The organism is Tatumella citrea (genome assembly GCF_002163585.1).
GTDB lineage: Bacteria > Pseudomonadota > Gammaproteobacteria > Enterobacterales > Enterobacteriaceae > Tatumella > Tatumella citrea.
Window position 1 is genome coordinate 1,554,676 of record NZ_CP015579.1, and the last position, 24,889, is coordinate 1,579,564.

General features: G+C 50.6%; 22 protein-coding genes. 7 read left to right on the plus strand and 15 right to left on the minus strand.

Features of this window, described 5'->3' with window-relative positions:
* Positions 1-22: 22 nt before the first annotated feature.
* The 3 genes from A7K98_RS07380 to A7K98_RS07390 all read left to right on the plus strand — a co-directional run bounded on the left by A7K98_RS07380 (position 23) and on the right by A7K98_RS07390 (position 2,731).
* Positions 23-1,207, plus strand: coding sequence for an MFS transporter (locus tag A7K98_RS07380; RefSeq protein ID WP_232461600.1), 1,185 nt, complete (start codon positions 23-25; stop codon positions 1,205-1,207).
* 185 nt (positions 1,208-1,392) lie between these two features.
* The gene (locus A7K98_RS07385; protein WP_087487964.1) at positions 1,393-2,001 is read left to right on the plus strand and encodes a cupin; all 609 of its coding nucleotides are present in this window, start codon (positions 1,393-1,395) and stop codon (positions 1,999-2,001) included.
* Positions 2,002-2,032: 31 nt separating this feature from the next.
* Positions 2,033-2,731 carry an NADPH-dependent F420 reductase gene (locus tag A7K98_RS07390; RefSeq protein ID WP_232461601.1) on the plus strand — a complete coding sequence of 233 codons (699 nt, stop codon included), beginning with the start codon at positions 2,033-2,035 and terminating at the stop codon, positions 2,729-2,731.
* 38 nt (positions 2,732-2,769) lie between these two features.
* Here the strand turns inward: A7K98_RS07390 and A7K98_RS07395 are convergent, their stop codons facing one another.
* From A7K98_RS07395 to mdoC, 8 genes are all read right to left on the minus strand, one after another.
* Positions 2,770-4,197 (minus strand): cytochrome c, encoded by a 1,428-nt coding sequence (locus A7K98_RS07395; protein ID WP_087487965.1) that lies wholly within the window; start codon positions 4,195-4,197, stop codon positions 2,770-2,772.
* Positions 4,194-5,849, minus strand: coding sequence for a GMC family oxidoreductase (locus tag A7K98_RS07400; protein WP_087490410.1), 1,656 nt, complete (start codon positions 5,847-5,849; stop codon positions 4,194-4,196). Before A7K98_RS07400 ends, A7K98_RS07395 begins: the two co-directional genes overlap by 4 nt.
* Positions 5,850-5,873: 24 nt before the next feature.
* Positions 5,874-6,443, minus strand: a complete 570-nt coding sequence (locus A7K98_RS07405; protein WP_087487966.1) for a sugar dehydrogenase complex small subunit — start codon at positions 6,441-6,443, stop codon at positions 5,874-5,876.
* A gap of 190 nt (positions 6,444-6,633) precedes the next feature.
* A complete protein-coding gene (locus A7K98_RS07410) occupies positions 6,634-7,416 on the minus strand; it encodes an ABC transporter ATP-binding protein (protein ID WP_087487967.1) in 783 nt (260 codons plus the stop codon).
* Positions 7,413-8,177: an ABC transporter permease gene (locus tag A7K98_RS07415; RefSeq protein ID WP_087487968.1), complete on the minus strand. Its 765-nt coding sequence runs from the start codon at positions 8,175-8,177 to the stop codon at positions 7,413-7,415. Before A7K98_RS07415 ends, A7K98_RS07410 begins: the two co-directional genes overlap by 4 nt.
* A gap of 9 nt (positions 8,178-8,186) precedes the next feature.
* Positions 8,187-9,203, minus strand: coding sequence for an ABC transporter substrate-binding protein (locus A7K98_RS07420; protein WP_087487969.1), 1,017 nt, complete (start codon positions 9,201-9,203; stop codon positions 8,187-8,189).
* Between the two features lie 175 nt (positions 9,204-9,378).
* The gene (locus tag A7K98_RS07425) at positions 9,379-10,800 is read right to left on the minus strand and encodes a SulP family inorganic anion transporter (RefSeq protein ID WP_232461632.1); all 1,422 of its coding nucleotides are present in this window, start codon (positions 10,798-10,800) and stop codon (positions 9,379-9,381) included.
* A 228-nt stretch (positions 10,801-11,028) separates the two neighbouring features.
* Positions 11,029-12,153, minus strand: coding sequence for a glucans biosynthesis protein MdoC (gene mdoC / locus A7K98_RS07430; protein ID WP_087487971.1), 1,125 nt, complete (start codon positions 12,151-12,153; stop codon positions 11,029-11,031).
* Between the two features lie 258 nt (positions 12,154-12,411).
* On the opposite strand from mdoC, the gene A7K98_RS07435 reads away from it, so the two are divergent.
* From A7K98_RS07435 to A7K98_RS07445, 3 genes are all read left to right on the plus strand, one after another.
* On the plus strand, positions 12,412-13,947 hold the full coding sequence (locus A7K98_RS07435; RefSeq protein ID WP_198361167.1) for a glucan biosynthesis protein G: 1,536 nt from the start codon (positions 12,412-12,414) through the stop codon (positions 13,945-13,947).
* Positions 13,940-16,492, plus strand: a complete 2,553-nt coding sequence (gene mdoH, locus A7K98_RS07440) for a glucans biosynthesis glucosyltransferase MdoH (RefSeq protein WP_087487972.1) — start codon at positions 13,940-13,942, stop codon at positions 16,490-16,492. Before A7K98_RS07435 ends, mdoH begins: the two co-directional genes overlap by 8 nt.
* Before the next feature lie 162 nt (positions 16,493-16,654).
* Entirely contained in the window at positions 16,655-16,882 is a 228-nt protein-coding gene (locus A7K98_RS07445) for a YceK/YidQ family lipoprotein (RefSeq protein ID WP_087487973.1), read from the plus strand.
* 18 nt (positions 16,883-16,900) lie between these two features.
* Here the strand turns inward: A7K98_RS07445 and A7K98_RS07450 are convergent, their stop codons facing one another.
* Positions 16,901-17,296: a MysB family protein gene (locus A7K98_RS07450; RefSeq protein ID WP_087487974.1), complete on the minus strand. Its 396-nt coding sequence runs from the start codon at positions 17,294-17,296 to the stop codon at positions 16,901-16,903.
* A gap of 121 nt (positions 17,297-17,417) precedes the next feature.
* Complete coding sequence (locus A7K98_RS07455) at positions 17,418-18,341, minus strand: Kdo(2)-lipid IV(A) acyltransferase (protein WP_087487975.1); 924 nt, start codon at positions 18,339-18,341, stop codon at positions 17,418-17,420.
* A 246-nt stretch (positions 18,342-18,587) separates the two neighbouring features.
* Here A7K98_RS07455 and trhO point away from each other — a divergent pair, with 246 nt between their 5' ends.
* Positions 18,588-19,640: an oxygen-dependent tRNA uridine(34) hydroxylase TrhO gene (gene trhO, locus A7K98_RS07460; RefSeq protein WP_087487976.1), complete on the plus strand. Its 1,053-nt coding sequence runs from the start codon at positions 18,588-18,590 to the stop codon at positions 19,638-19,640.
* Positions 19,641-19,697: 57 nt separating this feature from the next.
* Here the strand turns inward: trhO and acpA are convergent, their stop codons facing one another.
* From acpA to pyrC, 5 genes are all read right to left on the minus strand, one after another.
* On the minus strand, positions 19,698-21,422 hold the full coding sequence (acpA, locus tag A7K98_RS07465) for an acid phosphatase (protein ID WP_087487977.1): 1,725 nt from the start codon (positions 21,420-21,422) through the stop codon (positions 19,698-19,700).
* Between the two features lie 243 nt (positions 21,423-21,665).
* Positions 21,666-22,784: an N-methyl-L-tryptophan oxidase gene (gene solA / locus A7K98_RS07470; RefSeq protein ID WP_087487978.1), complete on the minus strand. Its 1,119-nt coding sequence runs from the start codon at positions 22,782-22,784 to the stop codon at positions 21,666-21,668.
* Positions 22,785-22,884: 100 nt separating this feature from the next.
* Complete coding sequence (bssS, locus tag A7K98_RS07475; protein ID WP_087487979.1) at positions 22,885-23,139, minus strand: biofilm formation regulator BssS; 255 nt, start codon at positions 23,137-23,139, stop codon at positions 22,885-22,887.
* A 158-nt stretch (positions 23,140-23,297) separates the two neighbouring features.
* Entirely contained in the window at positions 23,298-23,576 is a 279-nt protein-coding gene (locus tag A7K98_RS07480) for a hypothetical protein (RefSeq protein ID WP_087487980.1), read from the minus strand.
* 256 nt (positions 23,577-23,832) lie between these two features.
* Positions 23,833-24,879, minus strand: coding sequence for a dihydroorotase (gene pyrC, locus A7K98_RS07485; RefSeq protein ID WP_087487981.1), 1,047 nt, complete (start codon positions 24,877-24,879; stop codon positions 23,833-23,835).
* Positions 24,880-24,889 lie beyond the last annotated feature (10 nt).

Below are 24,889 nucleotides of genomic sequence, written 5' to 3' on the forward strand. Positions count from 1 at the left end.
AATTAAATGTATTGGAGTTTGCGTGCAACAAAATAAGAATACAGGTATTGGAATGGCTTTGCTGGCCATGGCCATTGGTGGATTTGCCATCGGAACCGGTGAATTTGTGATTATGGGGCTGTTGCCTGACGTGGCTCATGGGCTTGGGCATTCGGTCACCAGTACCGGTAATGCGATTACCAGTTATGCTCTGGGCGTAGTTTTTGGCGCACCGCTGATTGCGGTATTAGGTGCTCAGGCTTCGCGTCAGCGGTTACTGATTTTTTTAATGGGATTATTTGCTGTTGGTAATATCGCCAGCGCACTGGCCCCGGAGTATATCAGTTTTGTGCTGTCGAGGTTTGTCAGCGGGTTGCCGCATGGCGCTTATTTCGGCATTGCATCACTGGTGGCTGCTTCAATGGTACCGGCAGAACAGCGTGGCAAAGCAATCGGGCGGATGATGACAGGTCTGACGGTGGCTACTTTGTTGGGTGTGCCACTGGCGGCATGGATGGGGCATCATCTTAACTGGCACTACGCTTTCCTGTTTGTTGGCATTTGTGCGCTGGTTTCTCTGCTGATGGTCATTCGTTATGTTCCGCATCTGCCAGGTGACAAAACTGCTCATCCGTTACATGAACTGACCGCGCTGAAAACGCCTCAGGTATTGCTGGTGTTGCTGACCGGGGCTGCCGGATTTGGCGGGATGTTTGCGGTATTTAGCTACATTACCCCGACTCTGATTCATGTGGCCGGGATGCCTGGCTGGGCGATTCCCTGGGTCATGGCGGCTTTTGGTCTGGGGATGATTGTTGGCATGTCCACGGGTGGCAGGCTTTCCGACTGGAGTGTCAGAAAAGGAATTACCGTCGCACTGGTGTGGAATCTGGTAGTGATGGTGCTGTTCCCGTTGATGGCGACTCATGCAGTGACCGGCGTTATCGCCACGTTCCTGATAGGTACTACGTCGATGCTGATCCCTTGCCTGCAAATCCGGTTAATGGATGTTGCCGGCAAAGCTCAGACCCTGGCTGCGGCGATGAATCATTCAGCCTTAAATATTGCTAATGCATTGGGGGCATTTTTCGGCGGGATGGTCATTGATGCCGGATACGGATGGACTTCAACAGCCGGTGTCGGCGGTGCATTGGGTATCATCGGATTACTGGCTTACCTCTGCTCATTGTCCCGCAAAAAAGCGAAGCAATCTTCCTGCGTTTCTTAAGCTTCAGACATTCTCTGAGACAATTTTCCGGAAAACATCCACCTCCCCGGCTTTACAAATGGCCGGGCGGGTTTTATACCTGAAAGAGCAGGATCGTTTCAGCTCGTGTCAGACACTACCGGTCTGTCGCATGTCATTCTCAGTACCGAATGTTCAGGTACTGTTAACTAATGCAAGGGGGAAAAATGTCTGTTGATTCCCGCCGGGATTTTTTGCGTGTGATAAGCGGAATTGCGCTAACCACACCGTTACTGTTATCTGCGGCTGCCCGTGGAGAAACAGTGTCCCGCATAACTCCGGAACATTTCAGATTATCCGCAAATGGCTGGGTGCCCAATAACCCAAATCTGCCGGTACTACTTTATCGCCAGGTTTTGCCATTATCCGACGATATTACCCAACATTCAGAAAGTGCGTTTCAGCAGCATGGCTGGCCGCCTCAATGGGTGGCCGGGGTATTCAATTTTCACCACTATCACAGTACTGCACATGAAGTACTGGGGTTTGTTGGCGGTGAAGCCAAACTTATGCTCGGTGGGCCGGGAGGCAAAACTGTCACGGTCCATGCCGGAGATGTAGCACTGCTGCCGGCCGGTACCGGCCATTGCAATCTTGGCAGTAGCGATGACTTTCTGGTCGTCGGGGCCTACCCGCCGGACCAGCACTGGGATATTTGTCGTTCTGCACCCACACAAGCGATGCAGAAAAGCATTGATACTCTGGCGTATCCGCATCAGGACCCTGTGAGTGGTCAGGCACAGCCATTAATGACGTTGTGGGATGCCCGGGCATAAATATCATTTATTGTTAAGCGAGGAGGTTTTTGTGACTGGATTCAGACGCTGGTTACTTGGGGGGCTAATGCTGGCCGGAGCTGTTACTGCACATGCAGAATCATTACCTGCCATCGGTATTATTGGTGCCGGTCAGATGGGCGGCACGCTGGCAACACTTTGGAGTAAAGCCGGTTACCCGGTGATTATATCTTCACGCCACCCGGAACAGCTCAAAGATCAGGTGACACAACTTGGCCAGCAGGCCAGTGCGGCCAGCCCACAACAGGCGGCTGCAAAAGCGAAAATTGTTGTACTGGCAGTTCCCTACGGCGCACTGCCATCGCTGGCTAAGTCGCTGGGAAGTGAACTGAAAGGAAAAGTGGTGCTGGATGTGACCAATCCTTATCCGGGCAGAGATGGTAACGTCGCAGAACAGGCCCTCAGTAAAGGGGTAGGGCTTTACAGTAGCGGGCTGTTTCCTGAAGCAAGACTGGTGCGTGGCTTTAATTCGATTGCTGCCGCGACACTGAATTCAGAAGCTCACCGTTCAGGGGAAAAATTGGCTGTACCACTGGCCGGGGACGATCCGCAGGCACTGAAGGAAGTTTCATCGTTAGTGAGCGCTGCCGGATTTGACCCGCTGGTGGTCGGTGGCCTGGATAAAGCACGGTTATTTCAGCCGGGGAGCTCACTGTTCCTGAGCAGTCTGACCCGTCAGCAGTTGCAACAGCAGTTCCAGCAACAATAAAAAAGGGGGCCAAATGGCCCCCTCGATTTTAGTGATGACTAACTTTTGCGTCGGCTACGACGAAGTCTGAATGCTACCAGCAGCAGGATAATGATAATGACCCCGACCGCAATTGCCGGAATCATATAAGGCTGCAGCGCAACCAGTGCCGGCGGATGCCCGCCTTTACGAACCCACGCCACATCGCCTGCTTTCACTGTAACCGCAGGATTACCGTAATTATGCAGTACATAGTTACTGATATCCGCAATCTGTTGATCGGTCAGGCTATCCACATAGGAGGTTGAAGCACCGAAACCTGGCATCAGCACCTGATGGTCTTTAGTGTTACGTTGGACACCAAACAGGATAGTTGCAATCAGGTTTTGCGGGTGAATCATGCCGGTCGCCGTGTTATTGAACAGCGAAGGATAAGTCTGATTCTTGCTTCCTGCACCGTCTGGCTGGTGACAGCTGGCACAGCTTCCGCTGAATAAAGCAGCTCCGCTGGTTAATGAGTCACGGGCATTATTTGGTGCCATTCCACGGACCTGATCATCAACATTGGTCGAAGACGAGCCATAGCTGTATGCCGCCTGAGTCTCGCCCGGGGTGCGGATCGGTGTGGTTTGCTTCAGATAAGTGGCAATAGCCTGTAAATCACTGTCCGGCAGATATTGCAGACTGTGTTCCACGGCTTCTGCCATCCCGCCAGCCGCCTGGTTTTTACCTGCTGCACGGCCAGTTTTCAGGTACTGAACTATCTCATCGTTACTCCAGCCGCCAATACCACTGACCTTATCTGAAGTAATGTTCGGTGCATACCAGCTTCCCAGAGGAGCACCTGCCAGCGGCTGGTCGGTCTGTTCATTCATCATAAAGCCACGTGGTGTATGACAGGTGTCACAGTGCGCAAGGCCATTGACCAGATAATTTCCGCGATTCCATTCCGCGCTCTTTTGCGGATCCTGTTGGAAAGTCTTAGTGTCGGCATAGAGCAGATTCCAGAACTTCATGCTAAAACGCATGTTGAACGGGAAGGAGAGCTGAGTTTCTGTATTCTGCTGGTCGACCGGTTTCACACCATGCATAAAGTAGTAATACAGCGCATGGATGTCACTGTCAGTCATCATCCGGTACGAAGTATAAGGCATGGCCGGATACAGTTGGGCACCATCGGCCCGAACACCATGACGAACCGCCTCGATAAACTGCTGCTCGGTGTATTTGCCGATACCTGTTGCCGGATCCGGAGTGATGTTGGTTGAATATATTGCTCCCATCGGAGAAGCAATTGCATAACCACCACTGAATGCGGTTTTACTGCCTGGTGCGGTGTGACAAGCCTGACAGTCAGAGGCTGTTGCCACCTGTTCACCTTGTTGCAATAGCGCCTGGTCAATGTCAGCTGCATTTGCCGCCAGTGAAGTCAGACCGCCGCACAACAACCCCAGTAAGGTAAGCTTTACCCGCGAGAATCGTTTCATGCGAACTCCTTCATGCGCAGAGAAATATCGTGTGCAGCTTTCAGGCCCAGTGCTGCCATGCTCAGAGTACTGTTCACCACACTGGCTGAAGGAATGGCTCCGCCGCCAGGCAACCATAAATTCTCATGGTCAAAGGTCCGGCAGTTACCATCGACCACGGCATCTTTGGCGCTTTTACCCATGATGGTTCCGCCCATAATGTGGTTATTGGCGTTCAGGGCAGTCGTGATATTGAACTCTTTACCATTAAACAGAGAACCGATGTGTTGCAGTTGTTCATGAGCCGCAGTCGCCCCTTTACGCACATAATCTCCCACGTCGTAATGAATATCCGGACAGGCCAGGCCATGTGGATCTTTACGAGTCTTGCTGAGAGTCAGACGGTTTTCCGGGTCTGGTAACGGTTCCAGACTGATGGAAAGATCGACACCATGAATAGAACGATAACGAATCTCTTCGTCCAGAGCTTTGCCGACCAGTCCTTTAGCCAGAGCCTGTTTGGTGGCTGGAACAACCCGTGAAATATTATTCAGGATCATTTTGTTAGCCGAATATTCGCTACGGAAGGCACCGTCACGCGGGCCGACCATACAGCTACTCTGAGCCGGGCCACGACCCAGCCACACAGGCTCTTCGGTCAGGAAGCTGCAATGGAAGCCGGAGTGGTCCATCATGTTACGGCCAACCATGTCTGAGCTGTTGGCAATCCCGGTCGGGTTAGCCTTATTGGCTGCTTGTAATAGCAGACGCGGGGTTTCAATCCCGTTACAGGCCAGTGCGAACGCTTTACCGGTCGCTTTGTGTGATGCGCCCTGGTTGTCCAGCCAGTGCACCGCAGTAACACGGTTATTATCATCAGTATCAATCTTGTAGACCACTGATTCTGCCAGAACCACCGCACCTTTGCTTTCAGCACGCTCTATATGGTGGATACCGTTATACATTGCACCGATTGGGCAGATAGGCTGGCAGTTATTGTTACCGCAGCAAACCGGGCGTCCTTCCCACGGACGGGTACTACGACCCTGCGGGATTGGCACCAGGTTATAACCATGCGGGTTAACCACGCTGGCAAAATAAGTATCACCGTGAGCAAATGGCACCATATCCATCGGATAAGGACGGCTACGTTCACTCGGTGACTGCATGGACGGGTCGCTCGGGCCGGCCACACCAATTTCATATTCGGCTTCACAATACCATGGCTCCATCTCGTCATAAGAGATAGGCCAGTCGCGGCCGACACCGTATTTGCTTTTCATCACAAAGTCACTTGGATGGTGGCGCCAGCAGGAAGCCGCCCAGTGCCAGGTGGTGCCTCCGACAGTTCGCAGATAGCCTTGCTGGAAGCTGCCGGCGCTTGGTCCGGTGACATTGACATAGTTGTTCGGCGGAAAATAGAGCGGGGCAGGCGCCAGTGGTGACTGCGGATATAAGCCCTGAAAATCTGAACCGGCACGGTTAGCAAACGGCATATTACGCCAGTTTTCTACTGCCTGTGCACGGCTGATTCGTAACCCTGCTTCAAGTATCAGTACGGAATATCCCTGACTGACCAGTCTGTCTGCAATCAGTCCACCAACAATACCGGAGCCCACAATAACAATATCCGCGGAGGCATCGCCACCCGGAGTAAATTCTGGTTTTTTCATCATCATCGTTTTTTTAAGTTTTATTTACAGGTTGTTGATCAGTTCAGGATCGAGTGGGTCGGGGACCGGCACTGTCCACCAAAGCGGGCCATTGCCGCAATAGGTCGGGACCACTAAGCCATCGCTCACGGTGTCGTACATCAGCGCTTCTTTGTAAGCGACCAGAGTGCCTTTGTAGTCATCACCAATCGTTCCGGTATACCAGGCGGTCAGGATCTGCTGCAGAAAATCGCCAAGCCCGGCGGCTACCGCTTTGTTTTTAAATACAATAGCTGTATCACCCGTCTGGTAGAGCTGCGCAAGTCGGGTAATTTTGCTGCTGAACTGATTATCCCTTTTGATAAACGCACTCAGGAAATGAGCGGCTAACTGTGGGTTGATATGTTTGTGTTCGGTGATTGCCTGCGAAACACTGATAAAGTCCTGAGTGGTATCGCCACCATGAACCACACTGCTGGCGAAACTACGCAATGGCAGAGACGCGACCAGACCACTGGCAGTTAATACCAGAGCGGACTTAATAAATCCTCTGCGACTGGAACCGGTTCCATTTTCCGGTAGATCGGTATGACTTTGCTCAAATATTTGCTTCATTGGAAACCCACATCTGTCATTCTATTTGTGATGGAAGTCACATTCTATAATCAAAAGAAAAGGATTTGTTAAAAATAATTAGTTTTCAGGACAAGAAAAAGCATTTTTTGTCCTTAATCTGAGGAGGGTTGTTATCTGGTGAACCCTGATTGCCCGGTATTGCAGCGCACAGGGTTAATCACAAAAAGAGCTACAAAGCTGCCATTTCCCGTTTAAATACCTGCAAAGTGTGAGCTTTTACCCGAATAAACTCCGGGTCACTCATAGCTTCAGCCGTGCGTGGTCGTGCTAAGGAGAAAGGCACAATTTCCGCAATTCGGGTGGGGCGTCGCGTCAGCAATAAAATTTCATCGGCGAGAAAAACGGCATCTTCAAGATCATGAGAAACAATAAACATGGTGATACCGGTAGCCATCTGTACCTGTTGTAACTTATCCCGGATGAACAGCGTCATCTCAAAGTCCAGCGCAGAGAAGGGTTCATCGAGGAACAGTACTTCCGGAGAGATAGCCAGCGCGCGCATGATACAAACCGTTTGCTGCTGACCGCCGGACAATTCATACGGATAGCGTTGTAAATCGAAGCGAATATCAAACAATGCCGCCAGTTCATCAACACGGGCTTTTACCTGAGCTTTGCTGTATCCATGACGAATTAACGGATAGGCGATGTTTTTCCAGCTGGTCATCCACGGGAATAATGCATCGCGGTAATTCTGAAAAACGTAACCAATACGGGTTTCCGCCAGGGTCTTGCCGTCAAAAAGAACCTGACCGCTGTCCATTGGCATCAGCCCGGCAATCATATTCATCAGCGTCGATTTGCCGCAGCCATTTGGTCCGAAGACTGAAATGATTTTCCCGCGCGGCAGGTCCAGATTAAAGTTCTGGTACAGCGGCTGTCCGGCAAAGCTTTTACACAGTCCACGAACCGAGACCTGTGAATCGGGTTTTGCATAATCAGGCAGACTCATGATTTCCCACTCCAGTGGATAAAGCGTTTCTCAATCAGTAAGAACGCAAGGTTCAGCAGATAGCCAAAAGCCCCGGTGAACAGGATAGATGCGTACATGTCATTAATATTAAATAGCTGTTGAGCATCAATAATCCGGTGGCCCAGACCGGTTTCTGAGCCGATAAACATTTCGGCGACAATCACTATCACCAGTGCCATTGACACCCCGGTACGCAGACCGACAAAGGTCTGGGGCAGGCTTTCTATCAGCATTACATCTTTGAACACATGCCAGGAGGAAACCCCCATGACCCGTGCAGCCATGATTCGGGTTTTACGGGCATTCATCACCCCGTAGGCACTGTTAAACAGGATCACCAGCACGGCAGCAAAGGCAGCAATCGCGATTTTGTTGGCATCTGTAATCCCGAAAATCAGCATAAATAACGGGATAAGTGCTGAAGAGGGGGTAGATCGAAAGAAATCCACCAGAAATTCAACACTGCGATACACTTTCTCGCTGCTGCCAAGTACCACACCGAGAGGAACACCAATGGCCGCAGCTATCACAAATGCCATCAGGGTTCGGTACAGTGTGGCTGCAATATCAGTATTCATGCTGCCACTGATTAACGCATGATAGAGATAAGAGAGTGTCTCCAGCGGTGCCGGCAACAGCACAGGGTTTAACCAGCGGGCACTGACGGCCGTCTGCCACAGCAGCAATAACACCACCGGGCCAATCAGCGGTAAAAATGTTCCGGCACGAAAACGAGTCATGGCCACTCCTTATGCGCGGTAGATCAGGCTGCTGACGTCGACTTTCTGACGGAAAATCTTACGTTCTGTGAATACATCATAGAATTTCTGGAACCATTGCAGATTATCCCCGGTAAGCTGCGGATACATCACAAAACCAGGTAACGGCACTTCACTGACCAGCGCCGGAGTGATGCTGGTGTAACCGGCAATATATTTACGTGCTTCAACCGGATTTTTAGTGACAAAATCAGCCGCATCTCCATAGGCTTTGATAAATGCCTGAGCTTTTGATGCATCTGAACTGATGAACTGGCTGGTGAGCGCGGCAGCACCACCGAACCACGGGGCATTTTCATCTCCCAGTACGTAGCGGGAGATCACACCGGTTTCCAGTATTTTCCCCATATGATTGACCCGTGCCACAGTCCCGGTAGGCTCCAGCGTATAGACTCCGTCAATCTGGCCTGCGGCCAGTGACGGCGCATGTTGCCCTACAGGCAATTCAATTACCTGTGGGTTTTCAAAGCCATTTTTTTCGAGAATAATTTTAGCCATAGTGACATTCTGAATCCCCGGGCCACTGGCAATTTTTTTGCCTTTCAGATCGGCAATGCTTTTGGCTGTACTGTTGGCCGGGATAAGAAACTCATCCAGAACCATATTTTTATTGGACGGATTTGCACAGATGATTTTGAACAGTCCCGGACTGGAGATTTCACCCAATCCCAGCGCCCCTGTCGCGGTTCCGTTGGCACAACCGTGGATTCTTCCGGTCAGCATCGATTCCACGACCTGCTGCGGGCTGGCGAATTTTACGGCTCTGACATTCAGTCCGGCCTGTTTAAAAATCCCTTTCTCAATCCCTGCATACAGTGGCAGGCCACCAACAATCGGCCAGTAGCCAATCAGTATTTCATCATCAGCTGCATAGGCCTGACTGATTCCGGTCAGCGGATTAAGTGCGAGCCCGCCCAGGGCCAGTCCTGACAGCTGAAGAAAGCGACGGCGTTGTGCAGAATAGTTGTTATTTTTATCGCGGGTCATAAGCATCTCCTGATAGCTAAAGTGGTATTCAAACTTGTATACCAACTACTAAGCAGAAAGCGTGCCAATCTTCCGGGTGGGGTTGCGGGCGCTGTCAGAGCGCATCAGAAAGGGGAGGATGGCGATCAGTGCATCATACAGGTGCATTGATCGCCGTCGGTTGTGCAGAGATTATTCAGTCAAGATTGCCACTCAGACGCTGATGAAGTTCCTTACTACGTCCGTTTAATCCGGTAATCGTGACTCTGGTATGATAACGCTGGTAGCGCTGTTCAATAGCATCCAGTGCGGCAACTGTGGATGCATCCCAGATCACTGCGGAAGAGAGGTCGATAGTGACTTCAGAAGGGTCATCGGCATAATTGAAATGCTCGTACAGATCATTGCTGCTGGCAAAAAACAGCGGTCCGTGAACCCGATAACAGACTGATCTGCCATCTTCCGACAACTGACGATCAGCATGAATTACATGGCTCAGCCGGCGGGCAAACCACAGAATAGCCAGCAGTACTCCGCTGACGACTCCCAGCGCCAGATTACCGGTAGCGACGGTGATGGCGACTGTTGCCAGCATAATTACTGTTTCTGATAGCGGAAAGCGTTTCAGTGTTTGCGGGTGCACGCTGTGCCAGTTCAGGGTTTTCACTGCCACAACCATCATAATGGCGGCCAGTACCACCATCGGGATATGCGCCAGAACTTTGCTAAGCACACTGACCAGTAGTAAAAGGACCAAACCTGCAACCAGGGTAGATACGCGGCTTCTTGCTTTCCCCAGCCCGACGTTCACCACGGTCTGGCCAATCATGGCGCAACCGGCAATTCCGCCATAGAATCCGGCAAGAATGTTGGCAATACCTAAGCCTGTTGCTTCACGTAGCTTTGAAGAGGGGGTATCGGTCAGATCATCCACTAACTTGGCTGTCAGCAAGGTCTCTATCATTCCGACCAGTGCCACACTGACGGCGGTAGGCCAGATAATCTGCAACGTCGCCATGTTCAGTGGTACCAGTAATTGTGTCAGGCCAGGTAATCCGCCACTCATAGAGCCTTCATCACCTACATTAGGGACAGAATAACCCATTCCCCAGGTAATGGCCGTGACCAGCACAATGGCCACTAACGGAGCAGGGATCGCGCTGAACACCCGGGGTAACAGCAGAACCACCACCAGAGTGATGGCAAAAAACACCCAGACAATAGGGGATTGCCCCCAGACATGGGGCACCTGGGCCGCGAAAATCAGTATTCCCAGGGCATTAACAAAACCGGTCATTACCGAACGTGGGATATAACGCATCATGCGGGTCATCCCGGACAGGCCGAAGATTATCTGCAGAACGCCCGCCAGCACCACCGTCGGCAGAATATAGTTAATTCCATGCAGCCTGACCATTGGACCAATAACCAGCGCGACCGAACCTGCGGCAGCACTGACCATGGCAGGGCGACCACCAAGAATACTGAGAGTCAGACAAATCACCACTGAGGCTATCAGGCTAACCTGTGGCGCAACGCCGGAAACTACCGAAAATGAAATTACTTCGGGAATCAGTGCCAGAGCAGTGATTACCCCGGCCAGAGACTCACGGGTCATTAAGGCCGGAGAACGCAATATTGAGGCTATACCGGGAGAGTGGTGAGGTGTCGCAGACTCGGACGCCGGGCTATTTTCCTGATTCATGGGGTCGGGGGCTCATCATCGGTCAAAGATACAGGGGTGAATACTACCTGAAGGGGTAATAGATGGATTATATATGATGAACCCTGTTTTCAGCCAGTTAAGATGCCAGTAAAAAGGCCTCCGTGACAGGAGGCCTTCAGACTAAGATTTGGCAGGCTTACCCGAAAACAGGAAGCGTAACAGCGGAATGCGCAAATGGATTTCATACAGCATAAAAGAGATACCAAACACGCAGAACAACCCGATAAAGAATCCCAGTGTGTCACTATGGATATAGGGCATCAGAAACAGACCAAACATCAGAGTCAGCGGATGGTGTACCAGGTAGATAAACAGGGAAGCATTCACCAGATACATCACTGTGGCAGAGGAACTGTTAAGAAACCGGTGGCCGAAGCTGAAACAGATATTCAGCATACACAGCCCCATCGCCATAGAGATAAATGCATCCAGTTCATAGAGCCAGCCATCGCCAGAACTGTATTGCTGATTCAGGTGATAGGCAATAAACACCAGTACGGCGCCAATCCAGATGGGCGGGTGTGGACGAACAAACAGCGCTTTGGCCTCCGGGTTGGTCCAGGCAATCGCCCCAAGCAGAAAGAACGGCAGATAGAATAGCGATTGCATAACAGCAATATTAAACAGCCCGTCTCCGAGCAGACCAGGCAACTGCCACAGCAGCAGCCGACGCAATATTCCCCACGCAGCAATACAGGCCGCCAGTGCCAGGAACACCCGCGGCCAGCTCATCTTCAGTGTACTGAGTCGCTGCTGGTGGTTTTTGACCATGGAGAATAACAGCATTCCTGAGGCTGTCAGCAGCAGCAATACCAGTAAAAACCACAGGTGTGAAATCAGTTCCCACACCAGAGTGTTATAGCGTTGATAGAGCGTAAGTTGTGGCCAGTCAGGAAATTTGTCGGACAAATTCTTTAGCATAAAGAATTGTGGCAGGGTAATCAGTGGGATGGCCGCCAGAAAAGGGATGCCGACACGTTCCATTCTGACTTTGAGCCAGCGTAATGGCTGATAACGCAAGTACAGCATGTATGAAAAATAACCGGAAATAACAAAAAACACCTGCATCCGGAAAGAGTGAATAAATTCGTTAAACAAGGTCAGCCACAAAGAATCCACCGGGCTGTTGACCGTCCACTTCTGGCTGGAGTAGATCAGTGATACATGGAAGGGGACACCGAGTAGCATCAGCGCGGCCCTGATAGAATCCAGAAAATACTCCCGCTGGGGTTTTGCATTAACCATAAAACTCACTCGTCAGATAAATTAGAACTTTCCGGCAGTAAGCACCGGAAAAATCATACTATAATTGTATCAGACAAGTGCCCGGGGGGCCGGGTTTCGTTAAACATTCTTAAAAAAAAGCGTTCCGCAAGATGATTGAGGACAATCTGTTGCCACCGCTGTCAGAATCTCAAATAATCAATTACTATGAGCGCGATTGATTCAGGCACACGCACGCAAGGGGGAGATGTGCTTATTAAAGAACATAAAAAATCAGGATTGATGAAAATGCACTGGGTTGGTGCTGCGGTCCTGTTTGCCATGTATGCCAATAGCAGTTGGGCATTTGATCTTAATGATGTTGCTAAACAAGCGAAATCTCTGGCCGCTAAAAGCTACGATGCTCCAAAAAGTAATCTGCCTTCTCAGTTCCGCGATATGAAATTTGCTGATTATCAGAAAATTCAGTTCCGCCGGGACAAAGCCTATTGGGGCAAATTGCGCACGCCTTTCAAACTCGAATTCTATCATCAGGGAATGTACTTTGACCTGCCAGTGAAACTGAATGAAGTTACGGCTTCATCGGTGCGGGAAATCAAATACAGCCCTGACTATTTTAATTTTGCTAATGTTCCGCACGATGCTGATGCGGTGAAAAATCTGGGATTTGCCGGATTTAAAGTTCTGTACCCGCTTAACAATAAAAATAAACTGGATGAAATAACCAGCTTCCTGGGCGCCAGCTATTTTCGTGTGATTGGTGCGGGTCAGGTTTATGGCCTTTCGGCGCGTGGCCTGGCCATTGATACTGCTTTACCTTCCGGTGAAGAGTTCCCACGATTTAAAGAGTTCTGGATTGAACGTCCGAAACCTCAGGATAAACAGTTGGTGATCTACGCGTTACTGGATTCACCACGTGCTACCGGGGCATACCGGTTTGTGTTACATCCGGGCAAAGATACAACTGTCGATGTACAGTCAAAAATCTTCCTGCGGGATAATGTCGGCAAACTGGGTGTCGCTCCACTTACCAGTATGTTCCTGTTTGGAGCGAATCAGCCTTCACCAAACATCAATTACCGTAACGAATTACATGATTCCGATGGTTTATCTATCCATAACGGTAATGGCGAATGGATCTGGCGGCCACTGAACAATCCTAAACGTCTGGCCGTCAGTATTTACACGCTGGAGAATCCGAAAGGCTTTGGCCTGTTGCAGAGAAACCGCGATTTCAGCCATTATCAGGACCTGGATGATCGTTATGATCTGCGTCCAAGTGGCTGGGTTGAACCTCAGGGTGACTGGGGTAAAGGCCATGTAGAGCTGGTTGAGATTCCGACGAATGATGAGACTAACGATAATATCGTAGCTTTCTGGTCACCGGAGCAAATGCCGCAGCCAGGAAAAGAGTCTGATTTCAACTATCGTCTGCACTTTACCAGCAATGAAGCCGAACTCCATTCACCGGATGTTGCCTGGGTGAAAGATACGCTGCGTTCAGCAGGGGATGTTAAACAATCTAATCTGGTTCGCCAGCCGGATGGCTCTATCGCGTTTGTGATTGATTTTGCCGGTACCGCGATGAGCAAACTTCCGGAAGACACTCAGGTTTCACCTCAGGTGAGCATCGGTGATAACGGCGACGTGGTAGAACAAAATGTCCGTTATAACCCGGTCACCAAAGGCTGGCGTCTGGTGTTGCGGGTTAAAGTTAAAGACCCGAAAAAAACCACTGAAATGCGCGCTTCGTTAGTGAGTGGCGATAAAACGTTGACGGAAACCTGGAGCTATCAGTTACCAGCCAATGAATAAATCAACTTTTACTCCCGAAAAATATGCTGAAGCTCTGCCGCTGTCTGCGGCGGAGCAGGCACATCTGCAATCTTCCGCGCAAAGCAGCTTTGCGGATTTTCAGCAGCAACTTGGTCATGATAATGCCGCCAGTGAACGCGAAGATGATGCACCGCTGAAATCGGTATCTGCCAGGATTCAGATGGCCTGGCCGGACTCCGTGGATAGTGGCCATCAGTTCGGAAAAGATGATCTGGACCGGACAACCCTGAAAGCTATGCCACCGGTGCAGAGGGCAGGGATGTACCCTGACCCCTGGGAAACCAATCCGATAACCCGGATGTGGGGTGCGATGCGTGGGCGGGCGAAAAAGCATGTCCACCATGATCAGGCCAGTATTGATGAGCGTATTGCTGAAGAGAAATGGCGTAATGTCGGGACGATACGTCGCTACATCCTGCTGTTTCTGACTATGGTTCAGACAGTTATCGCCACCTGGTATATGAAGACTATTCTGCCATACCAGGGCTGGGGGATGATTGACTCTTCAGATCTGCTGAGCCAGAGCTGGGAACAGACGGTACTGCAGCTACTGCCGTATGTATTGCAAACCGGGATACTGATTCTGTTTGCAATCCTGTTCTGCTGGGTTTCTGCCGGCTTCTGGACCGCTCTGATGGGCTTTTTACAGCTGATGATTGGCCGGGATAAGTACAGTATTTCTTATTCCACCACCGGTGACGAGCCACTCAATCCGGAAAATCGTACCGCTCTGATTATGCCTATCTGTAATGAAGACGTAGAACGGGTATTCGCCGGTTTGCGTGCAACCTGGGAATCGGTCGTACGAACCGGTAACAGCGAGCACTTTGACGTCTACATTCTGAGTGACAGCTACGATGCAGATATTGCAGTAGCAGAGCAGAAAGCCTGGATGGAACTGGTACGTGATGTTGGCGGGGCAGGTAAAATCTTTTACCGCCGTCGCCGTCGCCGCGTAAAACGTAAAAGCGGTAACATCGATGACTTTTGCCGTCGCTGGGGCAGCGAGTACAGCTATATGGTGGTGCTGGATGCCGACAGTGTGATGAGTGGCGAGTGTCTGACAGGGCTGGTACGGATGATGGAAGCGAATCCAAATGCCGGTATTATCCAGTCAGCACCGAAAGCCTCAGGCATGGATACCCTGTATGCCCGTTGCCAACAATTTGCCACCCGTGTGTACGGCCCGTTGTTTACCGCAGGTCTGCACTTCTGGCAGTTGGGAGAGTCGCATTACTGGGGTCATAACGCCATTATTCGTGTGAAGCCGTTTATCGAGCACTGTGCGCTGGCACCATTGCCCGGGGAAGGGTCATTTGCCGGTTCAATCCTGTCTCACGACTTCGTAGAAGCTGCGCTGATGCGTCGTGCCGGCTGGGGAGTGTGGATTGCCTATGATCTGCCAGGTTCTTATGAAGAACTGCCACCCAATCTGCTGGATGAACTGAAACGTGATCGCCGCTGGTGTCACGGTAACCTGATGAACTTCCGGTTATTCCTGGTCAAAGGGATGCACCCGGTTCACCGTGCCGTGTTCCTGACGGGAGTTATGTCGTATCTGTCTGCGCCGTTATGGTTTATGTTCCTGGCGTTGTCCACCGCTTTACAGGTGGTGCACACGCTGATTGAGCCACAATACTTCCTGCAGCCGCGGCAGTTATTCCCGGTCTGGCCACAATGGCGGCCTGAACTGGCCATTGCATTGTTCTCAACCACGTTGGTGCTGCTGTTCCTGCCAAAACTGCTAAGTATTATTCTTATCTGGTTTAAAGGCTCGAAAGCTTACGGTGGTCCGGTACGGTTGTTCATCTCCCTGATGCTGGAAATGCTGTTCTCAGTATTACTGGCACCGGTGCGGATGTTGTTCCATACCGTGTTTGTTGTCAGCGCTTTTCTGGGCTGGGAAGCGGTCTGGAATTCACCGCAACGTGATGATGATGCCACGCCGTGGAAAGAAGCCTTTGCCCGTCATGGTTCACAGATGGCTCTGGGGATTATCTGGGCGTGGGGAATGGGTTACCTTGACCTGAACTTCCTGTGGTGGCTGGCTCCAATCGTCTTCTCGCTGATTTTATCACCGTTTGTATCGGTGTTTTCCAGCCGGGCAACGATTGGCCTGAAAACCCAGCGTGCCAAACTGTTCCTGATCCCTGAAGAGTATGATCCACCGAAAGAGCTGGTTGATACCGATGCTTATCTGCAACTTAACCGTGGCAGAGCCCTGGAGAATGGCTTTATGCATGCCTTGTTTAACCCGGCGTTCAATGCGCTGGCGACTGCAATGGCTACCTCCCGGCATAAGCAAAGCCAGATACTGGATCATGCCAGGGATCGCAGAGTCGATCAGGCACTCAGTGATGCACCGGAAAAACTCAACCGTGATCAACGCTTAGGTATCATCAGTGATCCGGTTGTACTGGCAAGGGTGCATAGCCGGTTGTGGGAGTCTGGTGAGAAGTATCACCAGTGGCTCAGCAGCTATCAGAAAAATGAGCTGAACCCGGCCGCGCTACCTCACCCGTAACGGTATGACAGAAAAACCCCCTGATACAATCCGGGGGTTTTTTTTGCCTTTGAGCTGGTGAAATTAACATAATACTGGCAGAAAACAGACCATTCCTTATCGGAACTACGGCCCAATCCGGGCTAGACTAACGGGCTGTCAAAAGTGAAGGGTTGTCGGGAAATGAGAGTCATAATGATAGTTGCCTGCATGATGTTACTGACCGGTTGTGGCAGTATCATCAGCCGCACAGTGCCGGGACAGGGGCATGGACACCAGTATTATCCTGGTGTCCAGTGGGATATGCGGGACGGATCATGGCGCTATCTGACATTGCTTGATCTGCCATTATCGCTGATTGTTGATACGTTACTACTGCCTGTAGACGCACAACACGGCGCTTACGACTGATTGATTGTCTGTGTGCGATTACCAGCGTTCCGATTCGCTGTCATCGTCGCTCCATTCATCTGCGGCTGCAGCGCCTTCTTCAGTATCTGTCGGAGGCGACAGCTGGAATTCCCCTTCATCCCACTCGTGCAGCGTATTTTCTTCCTGCCATTCCTGTTCCAGTTCCTGAGGCTCAAAGTCTCCGGACCAGACAGCCTGGGCAGCCTCATCGTACAGTAGTGGCAGACATTCACTCTGTTCTTCATTTTCTTCATTGGAAAATTCAGCCTGCCACATAATGTCACCGTCCTGCATGACATATTTTTGTAGTGAAAGCTGGCTGATGACCGGATCGGAATCCTCATCAGGAGTATTTGCCAGATATTCTTCGCGCGCAGCTTCAATAGCTTCAGACAGGGTCAGATAAAGATCCATAGTAAGACCTCAGGTTATCGGTGGGGTAAAACTAAAGCATAGATCAAAATACGAGCCGGACAACCGGCAGGTGAGAGGAAAACTGAACGTACTCTGCCGGGCACAGAATACGTTCAGAAAATCAGTAAAGTGAAGGTTCGCCTTCCGGGCGGGTTTTAAAACGGCGGTGCAACCACATGTACTGATCGGGTGCCAGCAATATCGCCTCTTCGACAATCTGATTCATCCGTGTTGCGGTAGCAACTTCATCAGTCAGCGGAATAGAATCACTGGCATCCGGCAGTATCACCATTTCGTAGCCACGGCCGTTAGGCAACCGGCGCGGAACAAAGGGAATGACCGTTGGGTGGCTGGTACGAATCAGCATATAGGTTCCCCGGGTGGTGGCTGCTGTATCCACACCAAAAAACGGCGCGAACACACTGGCACGCGGGCCATAGTCATGATCCGGCGCATACCAGATAATCTGGTTCGCTTTTAGTGAGCGGATCATCCCTTTGATATCTTTACGGTCAATCATATCTTTATTCGACCGCATGCGACCGTAAGTCTGTAACCAGTCCAGTAGTTTGTTATCATTTGGCCGGTAAACACCGATCCCCGGATTAAAAACGCCGAAAATACGCGCCCCCAGTTCCAGAGTCAGGAAATGCATTCCTATTAGCAGAACGCCACGACCAGAAGCCAGCGCATTATCAATATGTTCCAGCCCGGAGACACGAAACCATTTGCGGATACGCCATTCCGGCCAAAACCAGGCCATACCGGTTTCCATCAGGCCCATACCTACCGATTCGAAATTATGCACCAGCAATGCTTCGCGATCAGCCACCGGCATGTTTGGGAAACAGAGTTCCAGATTACGTCTGGCTGTGATGACGCGACTTTTCAGAAAACGCATCGACAAGCGGCCCAGGTTACTGCCAATAAAGTACAGTACCGGATAAGGCAGTAATACCAACAGGTATAACAAACCGATACCAATCCAGGTAAACCAGTAACGTGGATGTAGTAAGCTGCGGTTAAATTGAGGTAACTGAGTCATAATCTTTATTCTTTTCCATGTTTTTATCCCGGCAGGAGAATCATTTCCCCTGAATTTCTGACTATTGTGCCATTTTTTTGGCAAACCGAAAACGGACGATCCTGGCCACCGGGCGCCTGCAAAAGGTTCCGGGCCGTTGATTTAGCATGAATTGTCAAAGAAAATGGCAGGATCATTTTGTGCAGATAACAATTCAGGTATCATACCGGCCCTCAGATAACAGTATAGATGACAGGAAAGAACACCATGCCAGTGTTGCATAACCTTGTTTCAAATAAAGAGCTTAAAGAACGGATGCTGGCGGAAGTTGAACCGCGCACTACCGTGTCTTTCTATAAATATTTTCAGATTAACGATCCTCAGATATTCCGCGACAACCTCTATCAGTTATTGACTGCTTTGCAGGTTTTTGGCCGGATTTATGTGGCACATGAAGGGATTAATGCCCAGATTAGTGTGCCCGCGAGTCGTTACGAAGAGATGAAGCAGGCGCTGTATCATTTTGATCCGGCACTGAATAATCTGCGAATGAATATAGCCCTGGACGATGACGGGAAATCATTCTGGGTTCTGCGGCTTAAAGTTCGTGACCGGATTGTGGCTGACGGAATTGAAGACAGCAGTTTTAATGCCGCAGATGTCGGGGATTATCTGAAAGCCGATCAGGTAAACCAGATGCTGGATGATCCTGATGCTGTATTTGTCGATATGCGTAACCACTATGAATATGAAGTGGGTCATTTCGATAATGCGATGGAGATTCCGGCAGATACCTTCCGTGATCAGCTGCCGATGGCGGTCGAAATGCTGGAGCAACAGAAAGACAAAAAAATTGTCATGTATTGCACCGGCGGGATCCGTTGCGAGAAAGCCAGTGCCTGGATGCGGCACAATGGTTTTGAAAATGTTTACCATATCGAAGGCGGAATTATTGAGTACGCCCGCCGGGCCCGTGAACAAGGGTTGCCGGTTCGTTTTAAAGGCAAGAATTTTGTCTTTGACGAGCGGATGGGGGAAAGAATTTCTGATGACGTACTGGCGCATTGCCATCAGTGTGGTGCTCCCTGTGATACACATGTTAATTGTCTGAATGATGGCTGCCATTTGTTGTTTATTCAGTGTGCAGAATGCGCTGAAAAATATCATGGCTGCTGCAGCCCGATGTGCATGGAAGAGTCTCAGCTGTCGCCGGAAGAGCAACGGTTGCGTCGTGCCGGGCGAGAGACCAGTAACAAGATTTTCAATAAATCGCGGGGGGTATTGCGTATGACACTGCCACAACCGGTGAAACCAGAGTAACCCACCAATAAAAACGCCTGACAAAGTCAGGCGTTTTTTTTAGGCGTTTTTAGAAAATCAGCCCGGGAACCGCAGGATCTCGGTTAAATCGCCCATCGGTTTAGAGCCATTTTTTGCCAGCCCTTCATCACGGGTTTTCAGGCCCGGCAGTTGTGGTAAATCAAACACACGGGTAATCAAACGCAGAATAGAACCCGTATCATACTGAGTATGTTCCACATGACCTTTCAGAGCATACGGCGAAACGACCAGCGCAGGAATACGTGTACCCGGACCCCAGCGGTCACCCTTAGGCGGTGCCACATGATCCCACCAGCCACCGTTTTCATCAAAGGTAATGACTACCAGAGTGTTTTCCCACTGCGGGCTCTTCTGCAGGCGGTTAACGATATGCGCGATATGACGGTCACCGGATTCGACATCGGAATAACCGGCATGCATATTCAGGTTACCCTGAGGTTTATAGAAGGTGACCGGAGGTAATTTACCGGCATCCACATCCGCCAGGAATTTATTCGTTTCAGCACTGTCACCTAACCCGCCATCACGCAGATGCTGGTTACGCTGTTCCGGATGTTCAGGGCCCAAATCAGCAAAATAGTTCAGTGGCTGATGATGCAACTGGAAATCCGGGCGCGCAGGGAAGGTGGTACTGTCTTTTTTACCGTCAACCGCAAACTGCCAGCCGCCAGCATACCAGGCCCAGTCAATCCCTTTTTCCGAAAGCAGATCACCAATATGCTGGTGGGTCTGAGGCGGCAGGGTTTTCGGGGAGGACATATCAGCCAGTGCCGGATTATTTTTATCGCGGCTGCCTGATGGCCAGTACGGAGGCAGCATGGTATTAACAGCAAAACCATCCGGAGTCAGCTGGCTGGGTCCGAATTTCGGTATTCCCTGCAATGCACTGGCCGGAGAATCATCTTTCGGTTTAAGGCGAGGATCGGCAGGATCATCACTCATCAGTGTTGCGACCTGGTCTTTGGCAGGCGACTGATGCACATCCGGATAAAACGGAGGACGGGCACACACCAGATACTGATGATTCAGGAACGAGCCGCCAAAGGCGCCCTGGAAGAAGTTGTCACACAGGGTATATTCCTGGGCCAGGTTCCATAAACGCATGTTATAGGCGCTGTCACCGTAATAGCCCATCGTCAGGGCACCTGAATCGGCCCAGGCAACGAACTTGTCATTCTTCCCGCCATTAATCTGCATCTGGTTCTGATAGAACACATGCCATAAATCACGGGTGATAACACCTTGTGGCAATGCTTCACCGTCAGGCCCTTTAAGCGGAAACGGTTCGTTAGGCAACTGCTGCATATAGGCGGCATCTTCGGCCACATGATACACGGTATGGTTTACCGTCTGTTCATCCGGGACCAGTCCTTTCCAGACCGGCGGGAAGTGACTGAGCTCTGAACCATCGCGGTCACGCTGCTGATAATGCTCAGGGCGAAGTTCGGCCAGTGGCTGACTTACCCCGGGAAAATTGGCAAACAGATTATTAAAACTGCGGTTTTCTGCATAGATAACCACAATATTGCGAATATGCTTTCTCAGTAACTGATCCTGTTGTTTCGCAGGCAGTTTGCTCAAAGCAATGTGCTCATGAGCAGGGGCGGCTTTAGCTCCGGCCAGTGGCAGAATCCCCGAGCTGAGGCCGATAACTGAGGCTCCGGCAAGGAAACGGCGACGGGCGGGATTATCCGGATTGGATGACTGTGCTTCGGGTTGAATTCCGTTGTCGTCTTGCTGCTCTTGTTCTGGTTTTTTCATTGCAGATAACCTTAATAGTTTCATCAGGGTGAAAGCAGGCTGAATCCTATAAGGGTCAGATTAAGGAATTATTACAGTGCTGAGCAGATAAGGGGGATGAAGTGTAATAACCCCGTAAAGAGCCAGTGTTTACCGGCCAGTGAGATAAAGATGACATTTTTGTGAAAGTTACAGTCAGATGAAAAACAGGCAAACTGTTTTCACCCTGCTGCACTGCAGGCTGGCTGTGCAGCAGGGTAAATCTTAGCCGTTAAAGCGGCTCAGTGAGAAAGGCGACAGGTTGTCTGGCAGTGGCTGTCCGGCAGCAAACTGGCTGGCAATTTCACCAAATAATGGCGCAAATTTGAAACCATGTCCGCTCAGCCCTGTAATGACCAGGCAGCCAGGGTTTCCCGGCAGCGTATCAATAATAAAGTCCTCATCCGGTGACATATCGTAACTGCACGATTCACCATACAGACAACCACCAACTCCCGGCAGGCATTGCCGCAGAAAGCGAAAACATTCGCTGCCATCGCTGGCCTCACTACCAAATGCCGGGCGTGGTTGATCCAGTGACAATGGTTGTCCGCCATCGTGGCGACCTACTTTCAGGGCGTTGTCCTGTGCAGGAAAACCGTAATACTGGCTGCCATCATCCAGCTCAATACTAAAGCCCGGGAAATGGTTATTTTCACTGTAGCGGCCATCTGCCTGAAACCAGGCAAAGACTTTACGGGTCGGCATTACCGGTAATGAAGGGAGCAAGCTTTGTACGCGGGTACCGCAACTGATCAGTAGTTTTTTTGCAAAGTATTCTCCGTCAGCGGTCTGAACCTTTTGCAGATTATCCTGCTGGGTGACCGCACTGACAGGACAGTTAAACAACTGACCACAACCTTGTTCGCGGGCTAAACGCACCCAGTGTTCGATGGCAGGCTCAGCGTCCAGGTAACCGGCATCTGTTTCAAATACCACCTGAAAATGCTCTGGCAGGGTAATTTCCGGCCAGCGTTGTTGTGCTGCGGCAGCGGTAAGTGTTTCGGTATTTAGTGACCAGCGTTCAGCGCTTTGCAGGATATTATTCATAAACTCAGAACCCTGTGGTCCGGCATTCAGTACGCCACAGGGATGCAGGATTTTCACCCCGGCGTGTTGCTCGAATTCCTGCCACAATGTCTGGCATCGCAGCAGCAGAGGTAAATATTTTTCACCTTCGCCATAGGCATAACGAATCAGCCGGCTTTTGCCGTGATGTGATCCTTCAGTGTGAGGAGGATGATGAGCGTCGATCATTAGCACTTTCAGCCCTGCCTGGCTGGCATAATAACCTGCCGCCGCTCCGGCAGACCCGCTGCCGGCAATTATTAAATCGTAAATCATTACCCGTTAATCCCCTGTGAAAGTGCGGAGAAACAGGATAACAGAGCGGGGGGTGATAACAACAATAAAGGCACCCGTCAGGGTGCCTGCAGATGAGAGATTAATGTCGGGAAGGTTGCCCGGTCCGGTTTTCTGCGGATTCTATCTTGGCGATACCGGCTTCAAGTATCGATATAAACTGTCGTGCAACGTCGGTGGTTAACCAGTATGTCGGTCCGATATCCGCTTCTTCTTCCTTCTGTTGTAACGAAGACAGTGAATGCAGGCGAATCATCATCGCATCATAGACATCGACAGTACTAATATCCCAGCCGACCAATGAATGGGTCTGAATAACATCGTTCTCTCTATCCATAAAACCCCCTGATTACTCGTTAAACGACGTGTAGAATGAGGTTTAAATCCAGCCTTCATAAACATGATACAAGGCAATCTAATTATAACATGTATCCTGAAAACCGGGAGAACTACGATAAAATTTTGCTAAGCAGCCTGAGAAAACAACAGTGCAAATCATCCGGGGATGTCTGGGCTTACTGTACTGTCTGGCAACGTGCGGTTCTGGATATCAGAGGCAAGATCGGCATATTGTTTCTGCAGATCAGGTTCGTTTTCCAAAACTCCGGCCTGGACAGACAGATAGCTTACCAGCTGCTGTTGCAGCCCCGGGCTAAGCAGAGTAATTAGTTGCGAGAAACTGCTTTCCAGCACCTGCAATCGCTGCTGTTGTTGATGGATTAGGGTCAGTAACTCGCCAAACGTCATGGCCTCTTCAGGCTTACTGTTATTCATCGCTCATTCTTCCCTTAAAAAAACATACTGGAAAAAAGAATAGGCAACAGAACACCCTACGTCCAGTCGCAGACCCGTCAGGTAGTGAGAATAAAAAAACCGGATGGCGACACCCGGCAGGCGTATTAACGCTTAATCGTGACATCGTTGTCAGTGACAACAGAAAAGCTACCGGCACAGCAACCTGCCGGCGGCATTAGTTTATGCTGTATATAATTACAGTATAGTGTGATTTAGATCAAGCATTCTCTGAAGTTCAGGCGACCACTGACCAGTTCAGAGTTTCTCCAGCCAGGAAAGGGATCAGAACATCATCACCCGCGGTGACTGTTTCTGGCACGGTCCAGGGCTGGCGCTGCAGGGTCACGGTTTCGGTACTCACCGGTAATCCGTAAAACTGCGGGCCATTCAGTGAACAGAACGCTTCCAGGTGTTGGAGAGCACCCAGCTCTTCGAATACGGTCGCGTAGGCTGGCAGTGCGCTTGGTGCGTTAAACACCCCTGCACAACCACAACTGGCTTCTTTACGGTGGCGCAGATGCGGTGCCGTGTCAGTCCCGAGGAAGAAACGAGGATGACCACTGGCTACGACAGCACGTAATGCTTCCTGATGGATGTTGCGTTTCAGGATTGGCAAGCAGTACAGATGTGGGCGGATTCCGCCGCTTAGCATATGGTTACGGTTGAACATCAGATGCTGAGGGGTAATGGTGGCACCCAGATTCTGATCCCCGGCACTGACGTACTCTGCGGCATCTTTAGTGGTGATATGTTCCATCACTACCCGTAACTCAGGGAACTGGTTACGTAACGGAATCAGTACCTGCTCGATAAACCGTGCTTCTCTGTCAAAGATATCGACATGTGAATCTGTCACTTCGCCATGAATCAGTAACGGCATTCCCAGTGACTGCATACGATCCAGTACTCCGGCAATATGCTGAATACTGGTAACTCCATGACTGGAATTGGTGGTAGCGTGCGCCGGGTAGAGCTTGGCTGCTGTGAATACTTTATCGCGAAAGCCGGTTTCGATTTCATCCGGGTCCAGGGAGTCTGTCAGATAGCAGGTCATCAGCGGTTCAAAACGATGTTCTGCCGGCAACGCTGCCAGAATACGTTCACGGTAAGCTTTGGCTGCCGCCACGCTGGTGACAGGAGGAACAAGGTTAGGCATGACTATCGCGCGGCCAAATACCTCACTGGTATAGGGCAGAACGGTGTTCAGCATTTCGTCATCACGTAAATGGATATGCCAGTCATCGGGACGGCGTAAAGTGATCTTTTCTGGATGGGCAGTCATGCATCAGGCT

Excerpts from the sequence above, each read along its gene's own strand:
- pyrC (WP_087487981.1), bottom strand. The coding sequence starts at position 24,879 with ATGACTGCCCATCCAGAAAAGATCACTTTACGCCGTCCCGATGACTGG.
- acpA (WP_087487977.1), bottom strand. The coding sequence starts at position 21,422 with ATGAAAAAACCAGAACAAGAGCAGCAAGACGACAACGGAATTCAACCC.
- A7K98_RS07415 (WP_087487968.1), bottom strand. The coding sequence starts at position 8,177 with ATGACTCGTTTTCGTGCCGGAACATTTTTACCGCTGATTGGCCCGGTG.
- A7K98_RS07420 (WP_087487969.1), bottom strand. The coding sequence starts at position 9,203 with ATGACCCGCGATAAAAATAACAACTATTCTGCACAACGCCGTCGCTTT.
- A7K98_RS07395 (WP_087487965.1), bottom strand. The coding sequence starts at position 4,197 with ATGAAACGATTCTCGCGGGTAAAGCTTACCTTACTGGGGTTGTTGTGC.
- A7K98_RS07480 (WP_087487980.1), bottom strand. The coding sequence starts at position 23,576 with ATGAATAACAGTAAGCCTGAAGAGGCCATGACGTTTGGCGAGTTACTG.
- A7K98_RS07455 (WP_087487975.1), bottom strand. The coding sequence starts at position 18,341 with ATGACTCAGTTACCTCAATTTAACCGCAGCTTACTACATCCACGTTAC.
- A7K98_RS07410 (WP_087487967.1), bottom strand. The coding sequence starts at position 7,416 with ATGAGTCTGCCTGATTATGCAAAACCCGATTCACAGGTCTCGGTTCGT.
- mdoC (WP_087487971.1), bottom strand. The coding sequence starts at position 12,153 with ATGGTTAATGCAAAACCCCAGCGGGAGTATTTTCTGGATTCTATCAGG.
- A7K98_RS07385 (WP_087487964.1), top strand. The coding sequence starts at position 1,393 with ATGTCTGTTGATTCCCGCCGGGATTTTTTGCGTGTGATAAGCGGAATT.
- mdoH (WP_087487972.1), top strand. The coding sequence starts at position 13,940 with ATGAATAAATCAACTTTTACTCCCGAAAAATATGCTGAAGCTCTGCCG.
- A7K98_RS07405 (WP_087487966.1), bottom strand. The coding sequence starts at position 6,443 with ATGAAGCAAATATTTGAGCAAAGTCATACCGATCTACCGGAAAATGGA.
- A7K98_RS07450 (WP_087487974.1), bottom strand. The coding sequence starts at position 17,296 with ATGGATCTTTATCTGACCCTGTCTGAAGCTATTGAAGCTGCGCGCGAA.
- A7K98_RS07445 (WP_087487973.1), top strand. The coding sequence starts at position 16,655 with ATGAGAGTCATAATGATAGTTGCCTGCATGATGTTACTGACCGGTTGT.
- trhO (WP_087487976.1), top strand. The coding sequence starts at position 18,588 with ATGCCAGTGTTGCATAACCTTGTTTCAAATAAAGAGCTTAAAGAACGG.
- A7K98_RS07425 (WP_232461632.1), bottom strand. The coding sequence starts at position 10,800 with ATGACCCGTGAGTCTCTGGCCGGGGTAATCACTGCTCTGGCACTGATT.
- solA (WP_087487978.1), bottom strand. The coding sequence starts at position 22,784 with ATGATTTACGATTTAATAATTGCCGGCAGCGGGTCTGCCGGAGCGGCG.
- bssS (WP_087487979.1), bottom strand. The coding sequence starts at position 23,139 with ATGGATAGAGAGAACGATGTTATTCAGACCCATTCATTGGTCGGCTGG.
- A7K98_RS07400 (WP_087490410.1), bottom strand. The coding sequence starts at position 5,849 with ATGAAAAAACCAGAATTTACTCCGGGTGGCGATGCCTCCGCGGATATT.